This is a genomic window from Pseudomonas sp. JL27(2026), assembly GCF_056933555.1.
In genome coordinates, this window is sequence record NZ_CM167794.1 from 3,609,235 (window position 1) to 3,629,647 (window position 20,413).

General features: G+C 62.2%; 14 protein-coding genes. 5 read left to right on the plus strand and 9 right to left on the minus strand.

Going from position 1 to position 20,413, the window contains the following annotated elements; translation table 11 throughout:
* The first annotated feature begins 116 nt into the window (after positions 1–116).
* The 3 genes from AC1Z1G_RS16510 (at position 117) to AC1Z1G_RS16520 (ending at position 3,356) form a co-directional block, all read left to right on the plus strand.
* A complete protein-coding gene (locus tag AC1Z1G_RS16510; protein WP_483621102.1) occupies positions 117–827 on the plus strand; it encodes a histidine phosphatase family protein in 711 nt (236 codons plus the stop codon).
* 50 nt (positions 828–877) lie between these two features.
* Entirely contained in the window at positions 878–1,192 is a 315-nt protein-coding gene (locus AC1Z1G_RS16515; RefSeq protein ID WP_347900927.1) for an SCP2 sterol-binding domain-containing protein, read from the plus strand.
* Positions 1,193–1,508: 316 nt separating this feature from the next.
* Positions 1,509–3,356: an amidohydrolase gene (locus AC1Z1G_RS16520; protein WP_483627881.1), complete on the plus strand. Its 1,848-nt coding sequence runs from the start codon at positions 1,509–1,511 to the stop codon at positions 3,354–3,356.
* A 50-nt stretch (positions 3,357–3,406) separates the two neighbouring features.
* Here the strand turns inward: AC1Z1G_RS16520 and AC1Z1G_RS16525 are convergent, their stop codons facing one another.
* The 8 genes from AC1Z1G_RS16525 to AC1Z1G_RS16560 form a co-directional block, all read right to left on the minus strand.
* Positions 3,407–3,649 carry a hypothetical protein gene (locus tag AC1Z1G_RS16525; RefSeq protein WP_483621103.1) on the minus strand — a complete coding sequence of 81 codons (243 nt, stop codon included), beginning with the start codon at positions 3,647–3,649 and terminating at the stop codon, positions 3,407–3,409.
* 85 nt (positions 3,650–3,734) lie between these two features.
* Entirely contained in the window at positions 3,735–5,348 is a 1,614-nt protein-coding gene (locus tag AC1Z1G_RS16530) for an ABC transporter ATP-binding protein (protein ID WP_483621104.1), read from the minus strand.
* Between the two features lie 41 nt (positions 5,349–5,389).
* Complete coding sequence (locus AC1Z1G_RS16535; protein WP_483621105.1) at positions 5,390–6,412, minus strand: ABC transporter permease; 1,023 nt, start codon at positions 6,410–6,412, stop codon at positions 5,390–5,392.
* Positions 6,412–7,476: a microcin C ABC transporter permease YejB gene (locus AC1Z1G_RS16540; RefSeq protein ID WP_483621106.1), complete on the minus strand. Its 1,065-nt coding sequence runs from the start codon at positions 7,474–7,476 to the stop codon at positions 6,412–6,414. Before AC1Z1G_RS16540 ends, AC1Z1G_RS16535 begins: the two co-directional genes overlap by 1 nt.
* Positions 7,463–9,316, minus strand: a complete 1,854-nt coding sequence (locus AC1Z1G_RS16545; RefSeq protein WP_483621107.1) for an extracellular solute-binding protein — start codon at positions 9,314–9,316, stop codon at positions 7,463–7,465. Before AC1Z1G_RS16545 ends, AC1Z1G_RS16540 begins: the two co-directional genes overlap by 14 nt.
* 143 nt (positions 9,317–9,459) lie before the next feature.
* Positions 9,460–12,339, minus strand: coding sequence for a TonB-dependent receptor (locus tag AC1Z1G_RS16550; RefSeq protein WP_483621108.1), 2,880 nt, complete (start codon positions 12,337–12,339; stop codon positions 9,460–9,462).
* A 310-nt stretch (positions 12,340–12,649) separates the two neighbouring features.
* Positions 12,650–13,606: a FecR domain-containing protein gene (locus tag AC1Z1G_RS16555; RefSeq protein ID WP_483621109.1), complete on the minus strand. Its 957-nt coding sequence runs from the start codon at positions 13,604–13,606 to the stop codon at positions 12,650–12,652.
* Complete coding sequence (locus AC1Z1G_RS16560; protein ID WP_483621110.1) at positions 13,603–14,115, minus strand: sigma-70 family RNA polymerase sigma factor; 513 nt, start codon at positions 14,113–14,115, stop codon at positions 13,603–13,605. The genes AC1Z1G_RS16555 and AC1Z1G_RS16560 overlap by 4 nt, the downstream gene beginning before the upstream one ends.
* Before the next feature lie 308 nt (positions 14,116–14,423).
* Between AC1Z1G_RS16560 and AC1Z1G_RS16565 the strand changes: the two genes are divergently transcribed.
* Both AC1Z1G_RS16565 and AC1Z1G_RS16570 read left to right on the plus strand, forming a co-directional pair.
* Entirely contained in the window at positions 14,424–16,142 is a 1,719-nt protein-coding gene (locus AC1Z1G_RS16565; RefSeq protein ID WP_483621111.1) for a hydrogenase maturation protein, read from the plus strand.
* 188 nt (positions 16,143–16,330) lie between these two features.
* The gene (locus tag AC1Z1G_RS16570; protein WP_483621112.1) at positions 16,331–17,194 is read left to right on the plus strand and encodes a LysR family transcriptional regulator; all 864 of its coding nucleotides are present in this window, start codon (positions 16,331–16,333) and stop codon (positions 17,192–17,194) included.
* 38 nt (positions 17,195–17,232) lie between these two features.
* Here the strand turns inward: AC1Z1G_RS16570 and AC1Z1G_RS16575 are convergent, their stop codons facing one another.
* Complete coding sequence (locus AC1Z1G_RS16575; protein ID WP_483621113.1) at positions 17,233–20,403, minus strand: DEAD/DEAH box helicase; 3,171 nt, start codon at positions 20,401–20,403, stop codon at positions 17,233–17,235.
* Between the last annotated feature and the right edge of the window lie 10 nt (positions 20,404–20,413).

Here is a 20,413-nt window from a genome sequence, read left to right on the forward strand (position 1 = left end):
ACCTTCGGTAACGGCCCTCCAACGGGCATTTCAAACAAGCGTATGTTTTTTCATTGACAGCTCACCGGCATCCTCATAACCTCGCCAAACCTTCAACGTACCGGGACGACGCGGACGTGGGCAGCATCTATTTGATTCGACATGGCCAGGCCTCCTTCGGTGCAGACGATTACGACGTGCTGTCGCCGACCGGCATCCGCCAGGCAGAAGTGCTCGGCAGCCATCTGGCGGAACTGGGCCTGAATTTCGATCGCTGCCTGTCGGGTGACCTGCGTCGTCAGCAACACACGGCCAACAGTGCGCTGGCACAATTCACCGCCGCAGGCCTGCCGGTGCCGACCCTGGAGATCGACGCCGCCTTCAACGAGTTCGACGCCGAAGCGGTGATTCGCGCGTTGCTGCCGGACATGCTGCCCCAGGAACCCGAAGCCCTGCACATCCTGCGTAATGCCGCGCAAAACCGTGGTGAGTTCCAACGCATCTTCGCCTTGATCATCGAGCGCTGGCTCACCGGCACCTACGACCCACCGGGTCTGGAAAGCTGGCTGGGTTTTGTCGAGCGGGTTCAGGGCGGTCTGCAACGTATTCTCGACCAGGCCGATGACACCCAACAAATCGCCGTGTTCACCTCCGGCGGCACCATCACGGCCCTGCTCCACCTGATGACCCAAATGCCGGCCAGACAGGCGTTTGAACTGAACTGGCAAATTGTTAACACCTCGCTCCACCAACTCAAGTTCCGTGGTCGCGAGGTGGCCCTGGCTTCCTTCAACAGTCATGCACACCTGCAACTGCTGAAGGCCCCGGAACTCATCACGTTTCGCTGAGTCCGGATCACTGTGACCCTTGCTGTAACACTTCATAAAAGGATCGAACCATGACCTCCGTAGCTGACGCCGTACAAGCAATGAAAGCCAAGTTCAACCCAGCCGCTGCTGCCGGCCTGGACCTGGTTTTCGGTTTCCGCATCGACGAAGAAAAGAACTTCTCGCTGATCGTCAAAGACGGCACCTGCGACCTGCAAGAAGGCGTGAACCCGGACGCCCAGGTGACCCTGGTGATGGACGGTGAAACCCTGGAAGGCATCGTTGACGGTTCGACCGACGGCATGCAGGCGTTCATGGGTGGCAAACTGCGCGCTGAAGGCGACATGATGCTGGCCATGAAACTGTCCGAGCTGTTCCCGGCCTGAGACGTCGGTTCCTGACCTCAGGAGCCACCTCTGGTGCACACGAATCCCGCCTGATGGCGGGATTCGTCGTTTCTGCCCGTCGCAAATATCCCCTCTGCTCATCTGCCCAGGCATCGGCCTGAGATTTGCCGACTATATTTTCTGCTGGCCGCATGCTTTCGGTATCCGGCTGCTCCCCACCCGGGCATGAACGGAGAACGACGCCATGAGTCCACACGATGACCACGACGGTTTCAATCGTCGCCGCGTATTGCAAGGCCTTTCGGCAGGTGCCCTCGGGGCCTGGGCCAGCCCTTTGTTCGCTGAAAGCACTGCCATGTCCAATGCTCCGGCCGACCTGATTCTGTACAACGGTCGCGTGCACACCGTCGACCGTGAAAAACCCCAGGCCAATGCCGTCGCCATCAAGGAGGGGCGCTTCATCGTCGTCGGTAGTGATGCCGAGGCCATGGCCCTGCGCGGTGACGGCACGCAGGTCATCGACCTGCAAAAACGCACGGTGATTCCCGGGCTCAACGACTCGCACCTGCACCTGATCCGCGGCGGTCTCAATTACAACCTTGAATTGCGCTGGGAAGGCGTGCCCTCACTGGCCGATGCCTTGCGTTTACTCAAGGAGCAGGCCGACCGCACACCGGCGCCACAGTGGGTGCGGGTTGTGGGGGGCTGGAACGAGTTCCAGTTCGCCGAAAAGCGCCTGCCAACGATAGAAGAGCTGAACAAAGCCGCGCCCGACACCCCGGTGTTTGTGCTGCACCTCTACGACCGTGCCCTGCTCAACCGTGCGGCGTTGAAAGTGGTTGGCTACTCCCGCAACACCCCGAACCCGCCCGGCGGCGAAATCCAGCGCGATGCCAACGGCGATCCCACTGGCCTGCTGATTGCCCGCCCGAATGCAATGATTCTGTACTCGACCCTGGCCAAGGGGCCGAAACTGCCGCTGGAATATCAGGTCAATTCGACACGCCAGTTCATGCGCGAACTCAATCGCCTCGGGGTGACCAGCGCCATCGACGCGGGCGGCGGTTATCAGAATTACCCCGACGACTATCAGGTCATCCAGCAGTTGGCGAAGGACCGGCAACTCACCGTGCGTATTGCCTACAACCTGTTTACCCAGAAGCCCAAGGAAGAACTGAACGATTTCAAAAACTGGACCAGCAGCTCCCATTACGGCCAGGGCGACGACTTTTTGCGGCATAACGGTGCCGGCGAAATGCTGGTGTTTTCCGCCGCCGATTTCGAAGACTTCCTCGAACCGCGCCCGGACCTGCCACAGACCATGGAGCAGGACCTGGAACCCGTGGTCCGGCATCTGGTGGAGCAACGATGGCCGTTCCGATTGCACGCGACCTACAACGAGTCGATCAGCCGGATGCTCGACGTGTTCGAAAAGGTCAACCGCGACATTCCATTCAACGGCCTGCCGTGGTTTTTCGATCATGCAGAAACCATCACCCCGCAAAACATCGAACGGGTTCGCGCCCTTGGCGGCGGGATTGCGATCCAGGATCGCATGGCATTCCAGGGTGAGTATTTCGTCGAGCGTTACGGCGCAAAAGCCGCCGAGCACACGCCGCCCATCCAGCGGATGCTCGCCGAAGGTGTTCCAGTCGGTGCCGGCACCGATGCCACGCGGGTATCCAGCTACAACCCCTGGACCTCGTTGTACTGGCTGGTCAGCGGTCGCACCATCGCAGGGCTCGAACTGTATCCCCAAGGCCTGCCCCGTGACACGGCACTGGAACTGTTCACCCACGGCAGTGCCTGGTTTTCGTCCGAGCAAGGCAAGAAAGGCCAGATCAAGGTCGGGCAACTGGCGGACCTGGTGGCACTGTCCGCTGATTATTTCAGCGTCGACGACGAAGCGATCAAATGGATTGAATCGGTGCTGACCGTGGTCGACGGCAAAATCGTCTATGGCGGTGCCGGCTTCGACGCATGGGGGCCGCCACCGATTCCGGTGACGCCGCACTGGTCGCCGGTGGCCAAGGTCCCAGGCCACTGGAAACCCGGCGCAGCGTTGACCGCCCGGGTTCATCAATGCGCCGGCCCTTGCGCCGTGCATGCCCACGGCCATGAACGGGCGCGACAGTCATCGATACCCGTGAGTGATTTTCAGGGCTTCTGGGGAGCATTTGGCTGTTCGTGCTTTGCCTTTTGAACCCCTCATTGCAACAGAAGCCCGCGCCATGCGGGCTTCTGGTCAGCCGGTCAATGATGTAAATGCTTGAACACGTAACTCACCAGATCGGTGTAGACAAACCCCGGCACCTGCGGATTGTGCAGCCGTGGCGCGTCCAGCAGGTAGGTTTTCCCCGAGCCCTGAATGCCGGCCACAATCAGCATTTTGGGGTCTGTGCTGATGGTCTTGCCGCTGAACAACCTGGCGCTGATCGCCAGGAACGCCGCGTTGACCTGTTCGTCCGTGTATGAATAGTCGCTTTGAGCAGGCACCGTGGTTAACTCCCTTTATGTAATAAACCGACCCTCGTCCTGAAGATCGGCCCTCACTTTACGGGTTGGTGCACCACATAAGGCCCTACATGGTTACCGCCTCGGCAGACCTCAAAATCACGTCGCCGCCGACAAACGACGCCGCCAGCAGTTCTCGCGTGTACGGGTGCCGCGCCGAGCGGAACAGTTCATCCGTGGCACCGCGCTCCAGCACCTGGCCATCCTTCATCACGATCAGGTCATGGGCCAGCGCCTGCACTACCGCCAGGTCGTGGCTGATGAACAGGTAGGTCAGGCCATGCTCTTGCTGCAACCGCCGCAACAACGCCACGACCTGTTTTTGCACGGTGCGGTCGAGTGCCGAGGTCGGCTCGTCAAGCAGGATCAAATCGGGCTTGAGCACCAACGCCCGGGCGATGGCAATGCGTTGGCGCTGCCCACCGGAGAACTCGTGGGGATAGCGGTGCCGGGTCGCCGGATCAAGGCCCACTTCGTGCAACACCTCGATCACCGCTTGCTCCCGTTGTTCGGCGTTCAGGTCGCTGTGCACCTGCAAGCCCTCGGCGATGATCTGTTGCACGCTCAGGCGCGGGCTGAGGCTGCCGAACGGGTCCTGAAAAACCACTTGCAGGCGCTTGCGCAACGGGCGCAGCTGTTTGCCGTTCAGGGTCTCCAGCGCCTGCCCCTGGAAGCGAATGCTGCCCTCGGCGTCGATCAGCCGCAGGATCGCCTGGCCGAGCGTGGACTTGCCCGAACCCGACTCGCCGACGATACCCAGCGTCTTGCCCCGTTGCAGTTGCAGGTCGATGCCGTCCACCGCCTTGAGGTAGCGCCGGGGGCGCAGCCACCCACCGCCCTGATCGAACCAGACCTTCAACTGCCGCACCTCGAGCACGGTTTCAGTGGCCGGGCCAGGCAACGCCCGCCCCTGAGGTTCGGCATTCAGTAACTGGATGCTGTAAGGATGCTGCGGCGCGCAGAACAGCCACTCGCAATCGGCCTGCTCGACGATCTCGCCGCCGCGCATCACCGCCACGCGCTGGGCGATGTTGCGCACCAGATTGAGGTCGTGACTGATAATCAGCAACGCCATGCCCAGCCGCTGTTGCAGGTCCTTGAGCAGCCGCAGGATCTTGCGTTGCACCGTGACATCCAGCGCGGTGGTCGGCTCGTCGGCGATCAGCAGCTCCGGCTCGCAGGCCAGCGCCATGGCAATCATCACCCGTTGCCGCTGGCCGCCGGAGAGTTGATGGGGATAGGCCTTGAGTCGGGTTGTGGGCTGCGCGATGCCGACCATTTCCAGCAGTTCCAGAATACGTTTGCGCGCCGCGATACCCGCCAGCCCTTTGTGCAGGCTCAAGGTTTCGCCCAGTTGCCGCTCCACGGTGTGCAGTGGATTGAGCGAACTCATCGGCTCCTGGAAGATCATCGCGATGCGGTTGCCGCGCAGTTGTCGTAGACGTTTGGTCGAGGCGCCCAGCAATTCTTCTGCGCGATAACGGATGCTGCCGTCGATGCGGGTGGTGGCCGGGTCCAGCAATTGCAGGACGCTGTGGGCCGTCACCGACTTGCCAGAGCCGGATTCGCCCACCAACGCCAGGCACTCGCCAGGGCGGATGTCCAGGTCGATGCCGTGGACCACTTCGCCCGCGTTGAAGGCGATTCGCAGGTTACGCAGTTCAATCAGGTTTTCGCTCATGTCAGGTTCTCGGCTCAGAATCGGGAATCAAAAAAAGCGGATCAAGATCGCGGATCAAACGCATCGCGGCAGGCTTCGCCGATAAACACCAGCAGGGAAAGGATCAGCGCCAGAGCAAAAAAAGCCGTCAGCCCCAGCCACGGTGCTTGCAGGTTGTTCTTGCCCTGGCCGATCAGTTCACCCAGGGAAGCACTGCCCGCCGGCATGCCGAAACCGAGAAAGTCCAGGGCCGACAACGTGGCAATCGCGCCCGTGAGGATGAACGGCAAGTAGGTCAGCGTGGCACTCATGGCGTTCGGCAGGATGTGGCGCCACATCACCTGGCCGTCGCCGACACCCAGGGCCCGCGCGGCTTTCACGTACTCCAGGCTGCGGCTGCGCAAGAACTCGGCGCGCACCACGTCCACCAGGCTGAGCCAGGAAAACAGTGCCATGATCCCCAACAGCCACCAGAAATTCGGCTCGACGAAGCCCGACAAAATGATCAGCAGGTACAACACCGGCAGCCCCGACCAGACCTCCAGCAAACGCTGGCCGAGCAAGTCGACCCAGCCGCCGTAGTACCCTTGCAACGCCCCGGCAACGATGCCGATCAGCGCGCTGACAGCGGTCAGTGCCAAGGCAAACAACAACGACACCCGCGTGCCGAAAATCACCCGCGCCAACACGTCACGGGCCTGATCGTCAGTGCCCAGCCAGTTCTGTGCGGAGGGTGGGCTGGGCGCAGGCTCGGTCAGGTCGTAATTAGGTGTGTCGAAATCGAACGGGATCGGCGCAAACAACAACCACCCGCCCTGCCCCTCGATCAACTGGCGCACCGAGGCGCTGCGATAGTCCGGCTGAAACGGCAACTGCCCGCCAAAGTCCTGCTCGGTGTAACGCTTGAACGCCGGGAAGTACCACTGGCCCTCATACGACACCAGCAACGGTTTGTCATTGGCCAGCAGTTCACCGCCCAGGCTCAGCCCGAACAACCCAAGGAACAGCCACAACGACCACCAGCCACGACGATGGGCCTTGAAACGCTGCCAGCGGCGCTGGCCCACAGGGGACAACGCAACCATCAAGCAGCCCTCGCAGAAAAGTCGATACGCGGGTCGACCAGGCTGTAGCAGAGGTCGCCGAGCAGTTTTATCAGCAGGCCGAACAGGGTGAAGATGAACAGCGAACCGAACACCACCGGGTAGTCCCGCGCCACCGCTGCTTCGTAACTCATGCGGCCCAGGCCATCGAGGGAAAAGGTCACCTCGATCAGCAGCGAACCGCCGAAAAATACGGTCACCAAGGCCTGGGGCAAACCGGCGACCACCAACAGCATGGCGTTGCGAAACACATGGCCGTACAGCACCTGCCGTTCGCTCAGCCCCTTGGCCCGGGCCGTCACCACATAAAGCCTGGAAATCTCATTGAGGAAGCTGTTTTTGGTGAGCAGGGTCAGCGTCGCAAAACCGCCGATCACCAGCGCGCTGACCGGCAGCACCAAGTGCCAGAAGTAGTCGGCGATTTTGCCGGGGGCCGACAGTTGATCGAAGTTTTCCGAGACCAGCCCACGCACCGGAAACCAGTCCAGCGCCGTGCCCCCGCCGAACACCACGATCAGCAGCAACGCGAACAGAAACCCCGGCATCGCGTAACCAACGATGATCGCCGCGCTGCTCCAGACGTCGAATGCCGAGCCGTGGTGAATGGCCTTGCGAATCCCCAGCGGAATCGACACCAGGTAGGTGATGAGCGTCGCCCACAACCCCAGCGACAAGGTCACTGGAAGCTTCTGCACGATCAGCCCGGTGACCGTCTCACCCCGGAAGGAACTCGAACCGAAGTCCAGCCGCGCATAGCTTTTGAGCATCAGCCACAGGCGTTCACTCGCCGGTTTGTCGAAGCCGTACTGGCGCTCGATGTCGGCCACCAGTTTGGGGTCCAGCCCTCGGGTGGCGCGAGACTCGCCACCGACACTTTCGGCATGCCCGCCGCCCACGGCCGACGACGCGCCAATCCCCTGGAGCCGGGCGATGGCTTGCTCCACCGGGCCGCCCGGCGCAGCCTGGACGATGGCGAAATTGACCAGCAGGATGCACAGCAGCGTCGGCACGATCAGCAGCAACCGCCGCACGCTATAAGCCAACATGGGAATACTCCTGAGTGCGTTGTTTCATCCGGGTTTGGGTCAACGCTTGAGGGCTGACTTCCCACCAGGTTTCCAACCCGGCGTCATACAGCGGCGCAATCGCCGGACGGCCAAAACGGTTCCACCAGACCGTGGAAATCCCCGGCGGGTAGTAGTTGGGAATCCAGTAGTAGCCCCACTGCAACACCCGATCCAGTGCACGGGCGTGGTTGAGCATGCTGGCGCGGCTGTCGGCCTGGGCCAGCCCGGCGAGCAGACCGTCGACCGCCGCATCGCGCAGCACCATGTAGTTGTTGGAGCCCGGATCGTCAGCACCGTCAGCGCCGAAGTAATTGAACATCTCGCGGCCCGGTGCCTGGGTCACCGGATAGCCGACGACGATCATGTCGTAGTCACGGCTGCGCACCCGGTTGGTGTACTGGGCCGTGTCGACCTGGCGGATATCGAAGCCAATGCCGATCTGCGCAAGGTTGCGTTTGAACGGCAGCAGCAACCGTTCAAAACCTTTCTGGCCATTGAGGAAGGTGAAGTGCAAGGGTTCGCCGGCAGTGTTCACCAGTTGATCGCCCTTGGGCGTCCAGCCGGCCTCTTCCAGCAATTTGAGGGCCTGCAACTGCTGGCCGCGGACAATCCCGCTGCCGTCGGTGTGCGGCACCTCGAACACCTGGTTGAACACCTCATCGGGGATCTGCCCGCGCCAGGGTTCGAGAATTTTCAACTCTTCGGCTCCCGGCAACGCCTGCGCCGATAACTCGCTATGGGAAAAGTAACTGCGCTGGCGCACGTACATGCCGCGCATCATTTGCCGGTTGGTCCACTCGAAATCCCACAGCAGTGCAATCGCCTGGCGCACGCGACGGTCCTGAAACAGCGGCTTTTGCAGATTGAAGACAAACCCCTGCGCGCCCTGCGCCGCGCCGGGGGCCAGGTGTTCACGTTGCAGCCGCCCATCCTCCAGCGCCGCGCCGGCATAACCGATGGTGAACCCGGTGGCGGAGAATTCGCGGTTGTAGTCAAAGCCCCCGGCCTTGAGGATCTGCCGGGACACCTCGGTGTCGGCAAAGAACTCCACGCGCAGGCTGTCGAAATTGTACAGCCCACGGGACACCGGCAAGTCCTGGCCCCACCAGTGCTTGACCCGTTCGAAGTTGACGCTGCGTCCGGCGTCCACCGACGTGACGCGATACGGACCGCTGCCCAGCGGCGCCTCGAAACCGCCACCATCGGCAAAATTACGCGTGCGCCACCAGTGTTCCGGCAGCACCGGCAAGGTCGCGAGGTCCAGCGCCAGGGTGCGACTGTCACGGTTCTTGAAGACGAACCGCACCTGGGTCGGCGACTCGACGACCACCTCACCGACATCCGCAAACTGCTGACGGTATTTGAAGCTGCCCTGGGTGGTGAGCAATTCGAAGGTGTAGCGCACGTCCTCGGCGCTGATCGGGCTGCCATCGGCAAACTGTGCATTCGGGTTCAGGTAAAACCGCAACCACGAGCGGTCCGGCGCCAGCTCCATGCGCTGGGCCACCAGACCGTACACGCTGTAGGGCTCATCCTTGGAACGGTAGGCCAGCGGCGCGTAGACCCAGCCGTCGATTTCGGCGACGCCGGTGCCCTTGTCGACATACGGAATCAGATGATCGAACGGCCCGCCTTCCAGTGACGAGCGGCGCAGGCTGCCGCCCTTCGGCGCATCCGGGTTGACGTAGTCAAAGTGCTGGAAACCGGCCGGGTACTTGGGGGCTTCGCCGTAGACCGTGAGGGCGGTTTGCGGTGCCGCCAGCAAGGCCTGGCTGACGAGCAGGCCGAGCCAGGAAGCGAAAACAAGGCGTAGTGACATGGGCGTTTGATCCTTCAGACCGGATCAGCACGGCTGACGCTGCTCGCCTGCCTGTTATGTGCAACAGGCAGGCGGTTTTTATAGAGCGTCATTTAGAACCATTGGTTACTAAAAACCGTCCTGACCATTGATTGAACACATCCTCAAAAGTTGTAACTGACCCGTGTAAACAGCGTTCGCCCGTACGGGTCGGTGTAGCGCGGGTCGTAGCCGCTCTGGAAGGTGTAGGTCTGGTTACTGAACGGCGGTTCGCGGTCGAAGAGGTTTTTCACTCCCAGGGTCACGCCCAGCGTCTCGCGCCATTGGTAGGTGCCGGACAAATCCCACAGGTTGTAGGAGCCGACCCGGGCATGCGTCTCACGGTCGTAGTCGTTGTAACCGGTGGTGAAACGGTTGCTCAAGGTCGCGCCCAGCGGCCCTTTGCTCCAGGTTGCAGTGGCCAGGTGTTTCCAGCGGGCGATGACCCCAACGCCCTGGAAGTCGCCAACGTTGTCCAGGTACTTGCCGCCAATTTGCTGCTGGAAGTCGTAACGGCTGACGTAGGTGCCCTGCAAGCCCAGGCCGAATTGACCGTAGGCGCTTTCCGGGAAACGGTAATCCAGGCTCAGGTCGACACCGCTGGTCTTGACCTTGCCCAGGTTGGCCAGCCCGGTCACTACGTGATCGATTGAGCCATCAGCCTTGCGCACGATCCGGTCGGCGTACTGGTCCGGGTTGGCGAACACCGCCGATTCAGGAAACTCGGCAATCTGGTTGGCAATCTTGATCCACCAGAAGTCGACACCCACGTTCAACGCGCTGAACGGCTGATAGACAAACCCCAGGGTGACGTTACGGGCTGTTTCCGGGCTCAGGTTGGTGTTGCCACCGGTCTTGTTGTTGTACTGCTGGGCGCAATCGCGGTTGGCGATCCCGCCATTGCCTGGCGTACCGCCCGCGCACAGGCGCGGGTCGTTGTAGTTGGCGCTGGTGAAGGTGGTGTAAGTCGGGTTGTACAACTCGTACAACGACGGCGCGCGAAAGCCTTCACTGTAGGCGCCCCGCACCACCAGCTCACGGAACGGCTGGAAGCGGAACGAGTACTTCGGGTTGGTGGTGCTGCCGAAATCGCTGTATTTGTCGTGACGAATCGCAGCGGACAGCTCCAGGCTGTCGAGCACCGGCACGTTGACTTCGGCGTACTGGGCCTTCAAGTCCCGGTCGCCGCTGACGCTGGCGTTGGGGTCCACGCCCAGGCTCTGCACATCGCCGGCAAAGCCTGCGATGTCCTGATGGAAATCTTCCTTGCGAAACTCCCCGCCCAATGCCAGGCCGGTAGGGCCGGCACCGAACCAGTCGCCGATCTCGCGGCTGACGCGGCCGTCCAGGCCTTTCACCCGGCCGACCGATGTCCGGTAATCGCCGCTCAGGGCGTTGTCGCGCAAGTACGCCTGCCCGCCTGCCGTTTGCGGACCGAACGGGTTGAGGATGCCATTGGCCAACCCGGCGCCGGCCGCACGATCATCAACGTAACCGCTGTCGATGCTGCTGATCACCTTGTTCTGGTTGTACGAGGCGCCAATGTCATAGTCCCAACCGGCCACGGTGCCGTCGAAACTCAACAGCAGCCGCTGGCCAGTGTTTTGCGAGGTCTGCTGACGCGGACCGAGGGCCGCTTCACGCCAGTTGACGTTCACCGGTTTTGTGGCGTCCAGGGCAAAGCCGTTGGGACCGGGCGTGATGCCGTTGCCGGGGTAGAACGCCGTGCCGGGGTTGATGTGCTGACCGGTCAGAGTGCCCGGGCCGACCTGGGTTTCGTTGTTGTTGCGCGCCCAGAAGTACTCCAGGTTGACGTTGTGATCGTCCGCCAGTTTGCCGGTGGCCTTGGTGAACACCGAGGTTTTTTCGGTTTCCGGGATCAGGTCCAGGTAACTCCACAGGCTCTGGCGGCAAATACCGTTGCGGGCGATCAACCCCGGTGCGTTGCAACCGCTGGCCGCCAAGGGGTTGGTGGCATTGGCGCCCTGGCTCCAGTTGGCCGGGTTGGCGGTGCCGGAGCTGTAATCCAGGCCACGACCCGGCTGGTAGTTGTAAGTGTAGGCGCGGTCCTTGGCCCCCAGGTGTTCCTGTTTGTCGTAGTTGGCGACGGCAAAGACGTTGAAGCGGTCTTCCTGCAAATCGCCAAAGCCCCAACTGCCGCTGAAGTTCTGGCTGTCGCCGCCACCGGAATGAGTGGGCGTCTCGTAACCGGTGGTGAACTGGCCGTCGGTCAACCCCTTCTTGGTGATGAAGTTGATTACTCCGCCAATCGCATCGGTACCGTACAACGCCGACGCGCCGTCACGCAGGATTTCCACCCGGTCGATGGCCGCGAACGGGATGGTGTTGAGGTCCACCGAGGCACCGTCGATGGCGTTATTACCCAGCCGCCGACCGTTGAGCAACACCAGGGTCTTGTTCGAACCGATGCCGCGCAAATCGGCAAATGACGCACCGCCCGTGTCCGAACCGACCGAGCGGCTGGAGTTGTTCACTGACTGGTTGCCCGACAACCGCCCGACCAGTTCTTCGGTGCTGGTCACGCCCTGCTTGCGCAGGTCTTCAGCCTTGAGAATGGTCACTGGCACCGCCGTTTCGGCATCGACCCGACGAATCGCCGTGCCGGTGACTTCGACCCGTTGCAACTGCGTGGTCGGTTCGGCGTAAGCCGTTGGCGTGGCAACGGCAGCGCTACGCGGTTCGGCGGTTACCACCACGCCATCGGCGCTGGCCTGATCGGTCAAGCCGCTGCCCTGCAAAGCCAGGTGCAAGGCCTGGGCTTGCGTCAGGCGCCCCTGAATCGCCGGCGCTTGAATACCGGCCACCCGCGACTGTTCAAAGGAAATCGGCACGCCGCCCTGCCGGGAAATGCCCAGCAGCGTCTGGTCCAGAGGACCGGCCGGCAGATTGAAATCGGTGCTGCTGGCGGCCAGCGCCGGCAACGTGTTCAAGGCAAGCAGCAAGGCCAGGCTCAGAGGGGATTTATGGGGTGAAAATCGAATCATGGACAACCATCCCTGCGTTAGGTTTATGCAGGGATGTGCAATGGCGAGAGGGTTTTTATAGGGCGGCGTTTAGACCGAAGCATGCTGACCTTATGCCCTTTGATCGCCCCCACGCGCCAGGCGTGCGCGCCGCTTGGGAGCAATCACCTGCGGGCCTCAACTGCCGAGGTAATAACTCACGTCCACCCACCATTGCCGGCCATACGGCCTTGAGGTCCGCAGTACCGCTTTGGGTGTAAAGGGTCTACAGGGAATGAGCCGCGACCGCAGGGATTTTACAGGGCACGGCTTAGGCACAGTGGCGATGGCCTTATAACCGTGGCTCGATGCTGACCCAATAGGCGCTGTGGTAAGTCACCCTGATCGGCAGCGAGCGCTCAAGCAGTTGCAGCGTGCGGTCGCTGTCGTCCAGCGGGTAGATGCCACTGAGGCGCACACCGGCGACCTCGGGGCTGAGCCGCACGATGCCAGGCCGATAGGCGCGCAGGCTGTCGATGACCTCGCTCAAGGGTCGGTCCCGTGCTTCGAGCAGGCCTTGAGTCCAGGCACTTTCATGGCCCTTGGCGCGCTCTGCCGTCAGGATACCGTGCTCATCGAAGCGCACGCTGTCACCAGCCTCGGCCACGTGACGGGCACCGCTGGCGGTGGTGATTTCAACCTGTGAATGGAGCATCACCAGCCGCGTCGACTGATCTGTGCGCTGCACCAGAAACCGCGTCCCCAGGGCCCGTAGCCGACCGTGTTCGGTCTGCACCACAAACGGCCGCCCAGGGTCGCGCGCCACATCTACCAGCAGCTCACCGGCCTGCAACTGCAACAAGCGTTGGCCGGGGTCGAACCGGGCGACCACCCGGCTACGGGCATTCAGCGTCAGCGCGCTGCCGTCGTCGAGGGCAAAGTCCCGGCGCTCGCCCGTGCCAGTGTGCAACTCGCCTGCTTCGGGCAGCAGGCCGTAACGGCGACCGAGCACACCGGCAACCAGCGCCACGCCCAGCACGCTCAGACTGCCGCCGATAAAACGTCGACGACTCGATCGGGCGTTCAGGCTGTGCAACAAACTTTCACGCGGCACCGTGCGCAACGCATTACTGCGCAGTGCAGTGAGGCCACCGCTCATCAACTCGATCACCGCTGCGTGATGGGGGTCGGCGGCGCGCCACTCATTGAAGGCCTGCAACGCCTGGGCACTGACCTCGCCCGATTGCAGCAGGGCCATCCATTGCGCCGCATCGTCGACCACGGCCTGATCCGGTTGCGAGCGGCTCATGCGTCGGCCATCGCCTGATAACAGCGCTTGAACGCGTCCGCCATGTATTGCTGCACACGGCTGGTGGAAACCCCCAGTAACTGGCCGATTTCGCTGTACGTCAGGCCATCGAGTTGATGATAGAGAAACGCTGCGCGGGCCTTGGCCGACAGCCCGTTGAGCAGACGGTCGACGGCCAGCAGCGCTTCGACCACCAACGCCCGCTCCTCGGGTGAGGCATGCACCGGGGTCGGCGCCAGCGCCAGGCTTTCAAGGTACGCACGCTCCAGGTCCTGGCGGCGCCAGCCCTCGTAGACCAGTCGCCGGGCGATGGTGGTCAGCAGCGCCCGGGGTTCGCGAATCGCCAGCGGATCGGCCAGGGCCAGCACTCGCACGAAGGTCTCCGAAGCAATGTCCTGCGCGCTGTGCGGGCAACCGAGCGCACGGCTGACTGAGGTGCACAGCCAGTGATAGTCGCTTTTGAACATCTGCCCGATCACCTGATAGTGAGGGTTCTGAATCGCACCCATGCCTTGCTCCCTCATAAAACGGGTCCTGCCCGCTTCGTAACGTCTGGTTCTGCCAGCGATTGAACCGGCTCAGGATTAGGGAAGCGACTGTGCAACAGGGCTGAATACAATTGAAGTAATTAAAAATTAATACATGCGAACTTTATAGAATATGCATCTGGTCGCCTCACGCAAACCCAGCCACCACAAGATTGATCTCGGTCAGCAGAACCCACTCCGGGAGCGACTAACCTCGCGCTTCCATCAAAAGGCCACGGACGGCTGATTGGAAGCCGTCCGGCCACGCATTCTCAAGGAAGAGTCAAATCATGCGTCCCCTGAAGATCGTTCTACTGTCCTCGGCTTTCAACGGCCTGACCCAACGTGCCTGGCTGGACCTGCGCCAGTCGGGTCACGAACCCAGCGTGGTGCTGTTCACCACCGAAGCCGAAGTCTGCGAACGCATCGAAGCCTCAGGCGCCGACCTGGTGATCTGCCCGTTCCTCAAGGACCGCGTCCCTCAACAATTGTGGAGCAACCGCCAGCGCCCGCTCGTCATCATCCACCCCGGCATTGTCGGTGATCGCGGGGCCAGCGCCCTGGACTGGGCCATTACCCAGCAAGTCACGCGCTGGGGCGTCACCGCCCTGCAAGCGGTGGAAGAAATGGACGCCGGGCCGATCTGGTCGACCTACGAATTCAACGTGCCCGAGGGCATGCGCAAATCCGAGCTGTACAACGGCCCGGTTGCCGACGCGGCGATCTACTGCATCCGCGATGTGGTGGAAAAGTTCGGCAGCGATTTTGTCCCGGCCCCGCTCGACTACACCCGGCCCAACGTTCTGGGGCGCCTGCAACCGAACATGAAACAGGCCGACCGGATGTTCAGCTGGCACGATTGCGCGCGTTTCATCAAACGCAGTATCGACGCCGCCGACGGACAACCCGGCGTGCTGGCCAGCCTGGCCGGCGGTCAGTACTACGTGTACGACGCGCACCTGGACACCCGCAGTGGCATTCCGGGGGAAATCCTCGCGGTGCACGACGACGCCGTGCTGGTGGCGGCCGGTGATCGCAGCCTGTGGATCGGCTCGCTCAAACGCAAGGCCCAACCGGGCGAAGAAACCTTCAAACTGCCCGCCCGGCATGTCCTGGCCGGGCAACTGGAGAACGTGCCGACACTCGACTGGTCGGTGTCCAGCCAGCCATTCAGCGATGAAGCCTATCAGCCGATCCGCTACCGCGAGTCGGGCCATGTCGGCGAGCTGACGTTCGAGTTCTACAACGGCGCCATGAGCACCGAACAGTGCCAGCGACTGGTCGAGGCGTTGCGCTGGGCCAAGACCCGAGACACCAAAGTACTGTTGATCAAGGGCGGGCGGGCGAACTTTTCCAACGGCGTGCACCTCAACGTGATTCAAGCGGCACCCGTGCCAGGCCTGGAAGCCTGGGCCAACATTCAGGCAATCGACGACGTCTGCGAAGAACTGCTAACGGCACGCCAACTGGTGGTCAGCGGCCTGACCGGCAGCGCCGGAGCCGGCGGCGTGATGCTGGCGCTGGCCGCCGACATCGTGTTCGCCCGGGCTAACATCGTGCTCAACCCTCATTACAAAACCATGGGCCTGTACGGCTCGGAATACTGGACCTACAGCCTGCCCCGCGCCGTCGGCAGCGCCATGGCCGAGAAGCTCACGCAGGACTGCCTGCCGGTCAGCACCTTCCAGGCCCAGCAATGGGGAATGATTCAGGAAGTCGGCCCGCGCTGCCCGCACGAATTCGGCCTGTGGTTGCTGCAACGGGCCAACAGCACCTTGACGGACCCCCGCTACGCCGAGGTTCGCCAACGCAAGGCCCACGGCGACCTGCAACGCATCCAGCAATGCCGTGAAGCGGAACTGGCGCAGATGCACCTGGACATGGTGCAGAACCGTCATCAGTTCGCCGAGAAGTGCCGCAATTTCGTCTACAAGCGCAAAACCTGCCAGACCCCGCAACGCTTGATCGCACCGTGGGCCATGGCGCGCGAAGTGGAACTGATCGCCTGATCCACCGCGTCCTCAAACGCCAGCCTGCTTCCGGTTCCGTCCGGAGGCGGGTTGGGTGCTGACCCACCATCATCGGTGGCGCAGGCATTGCCTGCGCTATTGAGCCTTAGGCAAAAGTCGTCCGCGCAATGCCCGGCTGAGCAGCGCTTGCTCTACACTGCCGGTCACTTTTCAGCACGCGCCCCCTCATGGACATCGAACTCGCTCGCACCTTTCTGGAAATCGTTCGCTGCGGCAGCCTGGCTGCCGCCGCCGCGAAACTGCACGTCACGCAGACCGCGATCACCGCACGGGTGCAGAAACTCGAAAGTCAGCTCGCCAGCACCTTGTTCGTGCGCAACCGCGCCGGCGCCCGATTGACCGCCGATGGCGAAGCCTTCGTGGTCTACGCCAATCAGTTGGTACAAACCTGGGAAGCGGCGCGCCGTGACCTGCCGTTACCGGAGGGTTATCGCAACGTCCTGCACATCGGTGGCGAGGTCAGTCTGTGCAACCCGCTGATGCTCAGTTGGGCCCGCGCCCTGCGTGAGCAGATTCCCAGCCATGCCTTGCGCACGGAAATCCGCGACGGCGAGCACCTGTTGAAGCAACTGGAAATGGGCGTGCTGGATGCCGCGCTGGTGTTCCAGCCCGAGTACTGGCCGCGCCTGCAAGTGGAGCAGTTGCTGGAAGAAAAACTGATTCAGGTCCGCCTGCCCTCCCGGCCAGAACCCTATGTGTACATCGACTGGGGCAAAGACTTTTGCCGGCGACACGACGCGGCACTGCCCGACAAGGCAAAAGCGGCGCTGAGCTTCAACCTCGGGCCACTGGCCTTGCAGTACATTCTGGAAAACGGCGGCGCGGGTTACTTTCGCACCCGCGTGGTTCAGGCCTACCTGGACAGCGGCGTACTGGAACGGGTGCCCAAGGCGCCGGAGTTCAGCTACCCGACTTACCTGGTGTATTCGCGCGACCGCGATTCGGCGGTTTTGCAGCAGGCATTCGCGTTGCTGCGCGACGTGGTCAAGGCTGACAGCGACTGGTCACAACGCTGGAATCCGCTGCTCTGAAAACGGGGGCCGACTCACCAGCCCCCCCTGAGCATTCATTACGTTGCCTGCTCGGCCAGCAAGGTCGGTGAAATGCTCGGCGCGCAGGACCTGGACAACCTGGCAAGCGCCACATCGAAGTGGGGCTGAGTGCCCCACAGGTTCCGGTCGCCCAGAATGTACAGGTAGTGCCTGGCGCGGGTGACGGCCACGTTCAACAGGTTGGGCCGCGAGGCCGCCCAGTCAATCGCACCGCCGCGAGTGGCGTCACAACCGAGCACGAAGAACACGATATCGGCCTCCTTGCCCTGGAAGGTATGAACCGTGCCAATGTTGGTTTCCAACCACTGACGCAGACCGCCCGGCACCGGCAACTCGGAACCCGCCAACGCCGCCTCCCAGGTTTTGCGCTGGCCCAACAGGCTCAGCAGCCCCTCTTTCACCTCGCGAAACGGTGTGATCACAAACACCGCCGGCATCCGCGCGCCGTGCTCGGCAAACCCTTCGGTGTACAGCGCGAGCAATGCCTGAAGCAGTCGCAGCCCTTGGGTCGCAACATACTTGGTGCCGGCCTCACCCTGCCCGCCAATGTCCCACCACGCGCTGGCGCCCAGCACCGGATGGGCACTGACGGCGCCAGGCTTGGCGTGTTTCATCCGGTCGGCATAGGCGATCGCGTTGGCAATCTCGAACATCGGGTTGTCGCAGCGCCGGTGCATGACCAGGGGAATCCCGATGAACGCCTGTTGATCGACGGGGTGCCGCACGCCGAAGGCATAACCACGGTCGGCCAGGCTTTGCACCGAATGACTGTCGACGGCGTAGCGTGAACACTGCGTATCGAGCCAGTGCTTGCCTAAGCTGGCGAGCAGGCGCGTGGACTGGGTCACCACCGGCTCGATCTGCAACGGGTCCCCCACCACCACAACGCGCCGGGCGCGCATGATTGCGCCGACCGCCGCTTGTGGGGGCGCTTGCCCGGCTTCGTCAATAATCAGCCAACCGAGGGATTCAGGCTCCAGGCCGGAGAATTGGGAACGGATCGAGGCAAAAGTGCTCGACACCACCGGCGTCAACATGAAGAACCACTGCCACAACGCCTTTCGAGCGGCTAAACACGGAGGCCGGTCAAGCATGTCATTCAACGCGTAGACCGTGTTGCGCTCCGCAGCCTCAAGGAAAAACGCCTGGTGCAGCACCATCGCCGCACTGAACAGATCGCTGCGGGCTTCATTCAAGCGTGTGCCTTGCCAGAAGGCCTTTTCCTGATTGGCGTGGCTGTCCAGTGAGGCGCCATCCCACAGGCTGACGTCGCAGCTCTTCAACAAGGCCGGCACGTCATGCAGATGGCTTTCAAAGGTTTTGACGAAATCCCGCGCCGTGCAGGCGTCGGTCCATTCTTTCAAAAGGGGCTTGCGAAACCACCGCGCCAGCCAGCGAAACAGCGCCGGGCCAAGCTTGCACTCCAACCCTTGAACCTGCGTCTCAAGGCGTGTGAGCAGGCGTGCTGCGCCTTCGGTCAACGTCGTGAGGTTGCTCGCGCTCAAGGTCGGTGCGCCAGGCCAGAGTGCCTGGAGGGCCTTCCAGTCACGCTGCAAATTGGCGTAAAGCGTTGCCAGCACCTCAAGCTGTGCGCGCAACTGATCGTGCACCTCGCGGGCCTTCAGAAAGCGCTGCCTGGCCACTTGGAAACTCGGCTGAACACTTTCGTTGACGAGCTTGTAGCGCCAATAGGTCATGGCGCCGACGTTGTCCCAACTTTTCCAGTCCACCTTGTCATTGCCCAGAAAACGGAATCCCGGCGTGTCACCGGGCGTTGCCGCCCGGTTGCCAAAGATGTCCTTGAAGCGTCGACGATTATCCTTTTTCCCCAGCGCTGCCGACACCAGCCCCCAGACCGGCTCCGGCACGCTCCAGGGTTTGTTTATCTTCACCCCTGCGTAACGGGTCGCCACTTGCTTGAAATAGCCCAGCTTGCTGACGCGAGCCGGGTCGATGCCCTTGAGTTGCGGCAACTCCAGCGAAAGGTTTTCCACCGCACCGTTGTTGGTGGATGCCACGAGTATTTCGAAACCGGTCAATGCCTCGGACAGCAGCGGGATGGTGTAGGTTTTTTTGGCAAACACAGCCTCGACAGTACGCCCGCTCAAGCCTTGCTTCGCGCTCGCCAGCCCTGAGAGCACCTGCGCCCGCTCCACCACCAGGTGGGCGATCAAATCACGCAACAACGTGGTCTTGCCGGTGCCGGGCGGGCCATTGACGGCCAGGATCTCGCCCTCGCCCAGGGTGCGCATTTTGTTCAAGGCAAACTGCTGCATCAGCGACTGAACATGCCGGGATTCGGACGGCCAACGCCCGCCGATGCCGTTTGCCGGATGCAGTGTGTCGCGAATCGCTTCCTGGCCGAGGGGGTCGTCGAGATCGAGCTTGGTCGCGTCCTCGGCGCTCAGGTACGCCTTCAGTGCCCTGGGCGGATTGGCTGAGGCCAACACGCGTTTGGCGTGGGCCAGGTCGTGTACATAGAAGCTGTTGAGGATTGGCAGCTCTGCGCTCGGCTCTTGCTCTTCAAGCGCTTCCGCGTCCGGGTCGGCAGCCGTTTCAGGCACGACACTACGGTTTTTGGACGACTTGGGCAGCGGCCACGCATCCAGGTAGGCCAACGACGCTTCGGGCGGCGTGAACAGGGCCCACGCCTTCAAGTGCTCGACCCAGCGCGCCAACGAATCGGGGCCGAATATTTTATGCTCTTGCCGTGACCAATCGTCCTCCAGGTCGCGTTTGAGCGTCGCCACGCTGGCCTCGAAACTTTCTGCGCACAAGGCGCTGATGCCTTGGTCAACCAAACGGCCCATCGCCCATGGCAGCGTCGACAGACTGAACCCCTGAAAATCCGGCACACCCGCCTCGTCAAGACTCAGCCGGGCAAAACAGGTCAGCCCGGTGGGAGCCATTTCGCCGTCTCGCACGCGGGCGACTTCATCCACCAGCGGCCCGTCGACATACTGCTCGATCAGCCCCGTGGCATGCGCCGCCTCGAACGGCAGCAGGTAGAGCACCCGTCGACACGCGGCATAGGTGTCCCAGGTACCATTGTTCAGGGCCCGCTCATCCAGCAACTCGACACTGCGCAAGCGACGAGCCTTTTCCAGAGGCTGGTCAAGGTTGTAGGCATTGAAAAACTCGACGCTGTGCCAGAAATTCAGCACGCGGTCTGTTGGGGTCATCGTCATGATGAAAAGC

Coding starts and splice junctions, on each gene's coding strand:
- AC1Z1G_RS16515 (WP_347900927.1), top strand. CDS start 878: ATGACCTCCGTAGCTGACGCCGTACAAGCAATGAAAGCCAAGTTCAAC.
- AC1Z1G_RS16520 (WP_483627881.1), top strand. CDS start 1,509: ATGTCCAATGCTCCGGCCGACCTGATTCTGTACAACGGTCGCGTGCAC.
- AC1Z1G_RS16530 (WP_483621104.1), bottom strand. CDS start 5,348: ATGAGCGAAAACCTGATTGAACTGCGTAACCTGCGAATCGCCTTCAAC.
- AC1Z1G_RS16535 (WP_483621105.1), bottom strand. CDS start 6,412: ATGGTTGCGTTGTCCCCTGTGGGCCAGCGCCGCTGGCAGCGTTTCAAG.
- AC1Z1G_RS16540 (WP_483621106.1), bottom strand. CDS start 7,476: ATGTTGGCTTATAGCGTGCGGCGGTTGCTGCTGATCGTGCCGACGCTG.
- AC1Z1G_RS16545 (WP_483621107.1), bottom strand. CDS start 9,316: ATGTCACTACGCCTTGTTTTCGCTTCCTGGCTCGGCCTGCTCGTCAGC.
- AC1Z1G_RS16550 (WP_483621108.1), bottom strand. CDS start 12,339: ATGATTCGATTTTCACCCCATAAATCCCCTCTGAGCCTGGCCTTGCTG.
- AC1Z1G_RS16555 (WP_483621109.1), bottom strand. CDS start 13,606: ATGAGCCGCTCGCAACCGGATCAGGCCGTGGTCGACGATGCGGCGCAA.
- AC1Z1G_RS16560 (WP_483621110.1), bottom strand. CDS start 14,115: ATGGGTGCGATTCAGAACCCTCACTATCAGGTGATCGGGCAGATGTTC.
- AC1Z1G_RS16565 (WP_483621111.1), top strand. CDS start 14,424: ATGCGTCCCCTGAAGATCGTTCTACTGTCCTCGGCTTTCAACGGCCTG.
- AC1Z1G_RS16570 (WP_483621112.1), top strand. CDS start 16,331: ATGGACATCGAACTCGCTCGCACCTTTCTGGAAATCGTTCGCTGCGGC.
- AC1Z1G_RS16575 (WP_483621113.1), bottom strand. CDS start 20,403: ATGACGATGACCCCAACAGACCGCGTGCTGAATTTCTGGCACAGCGTC.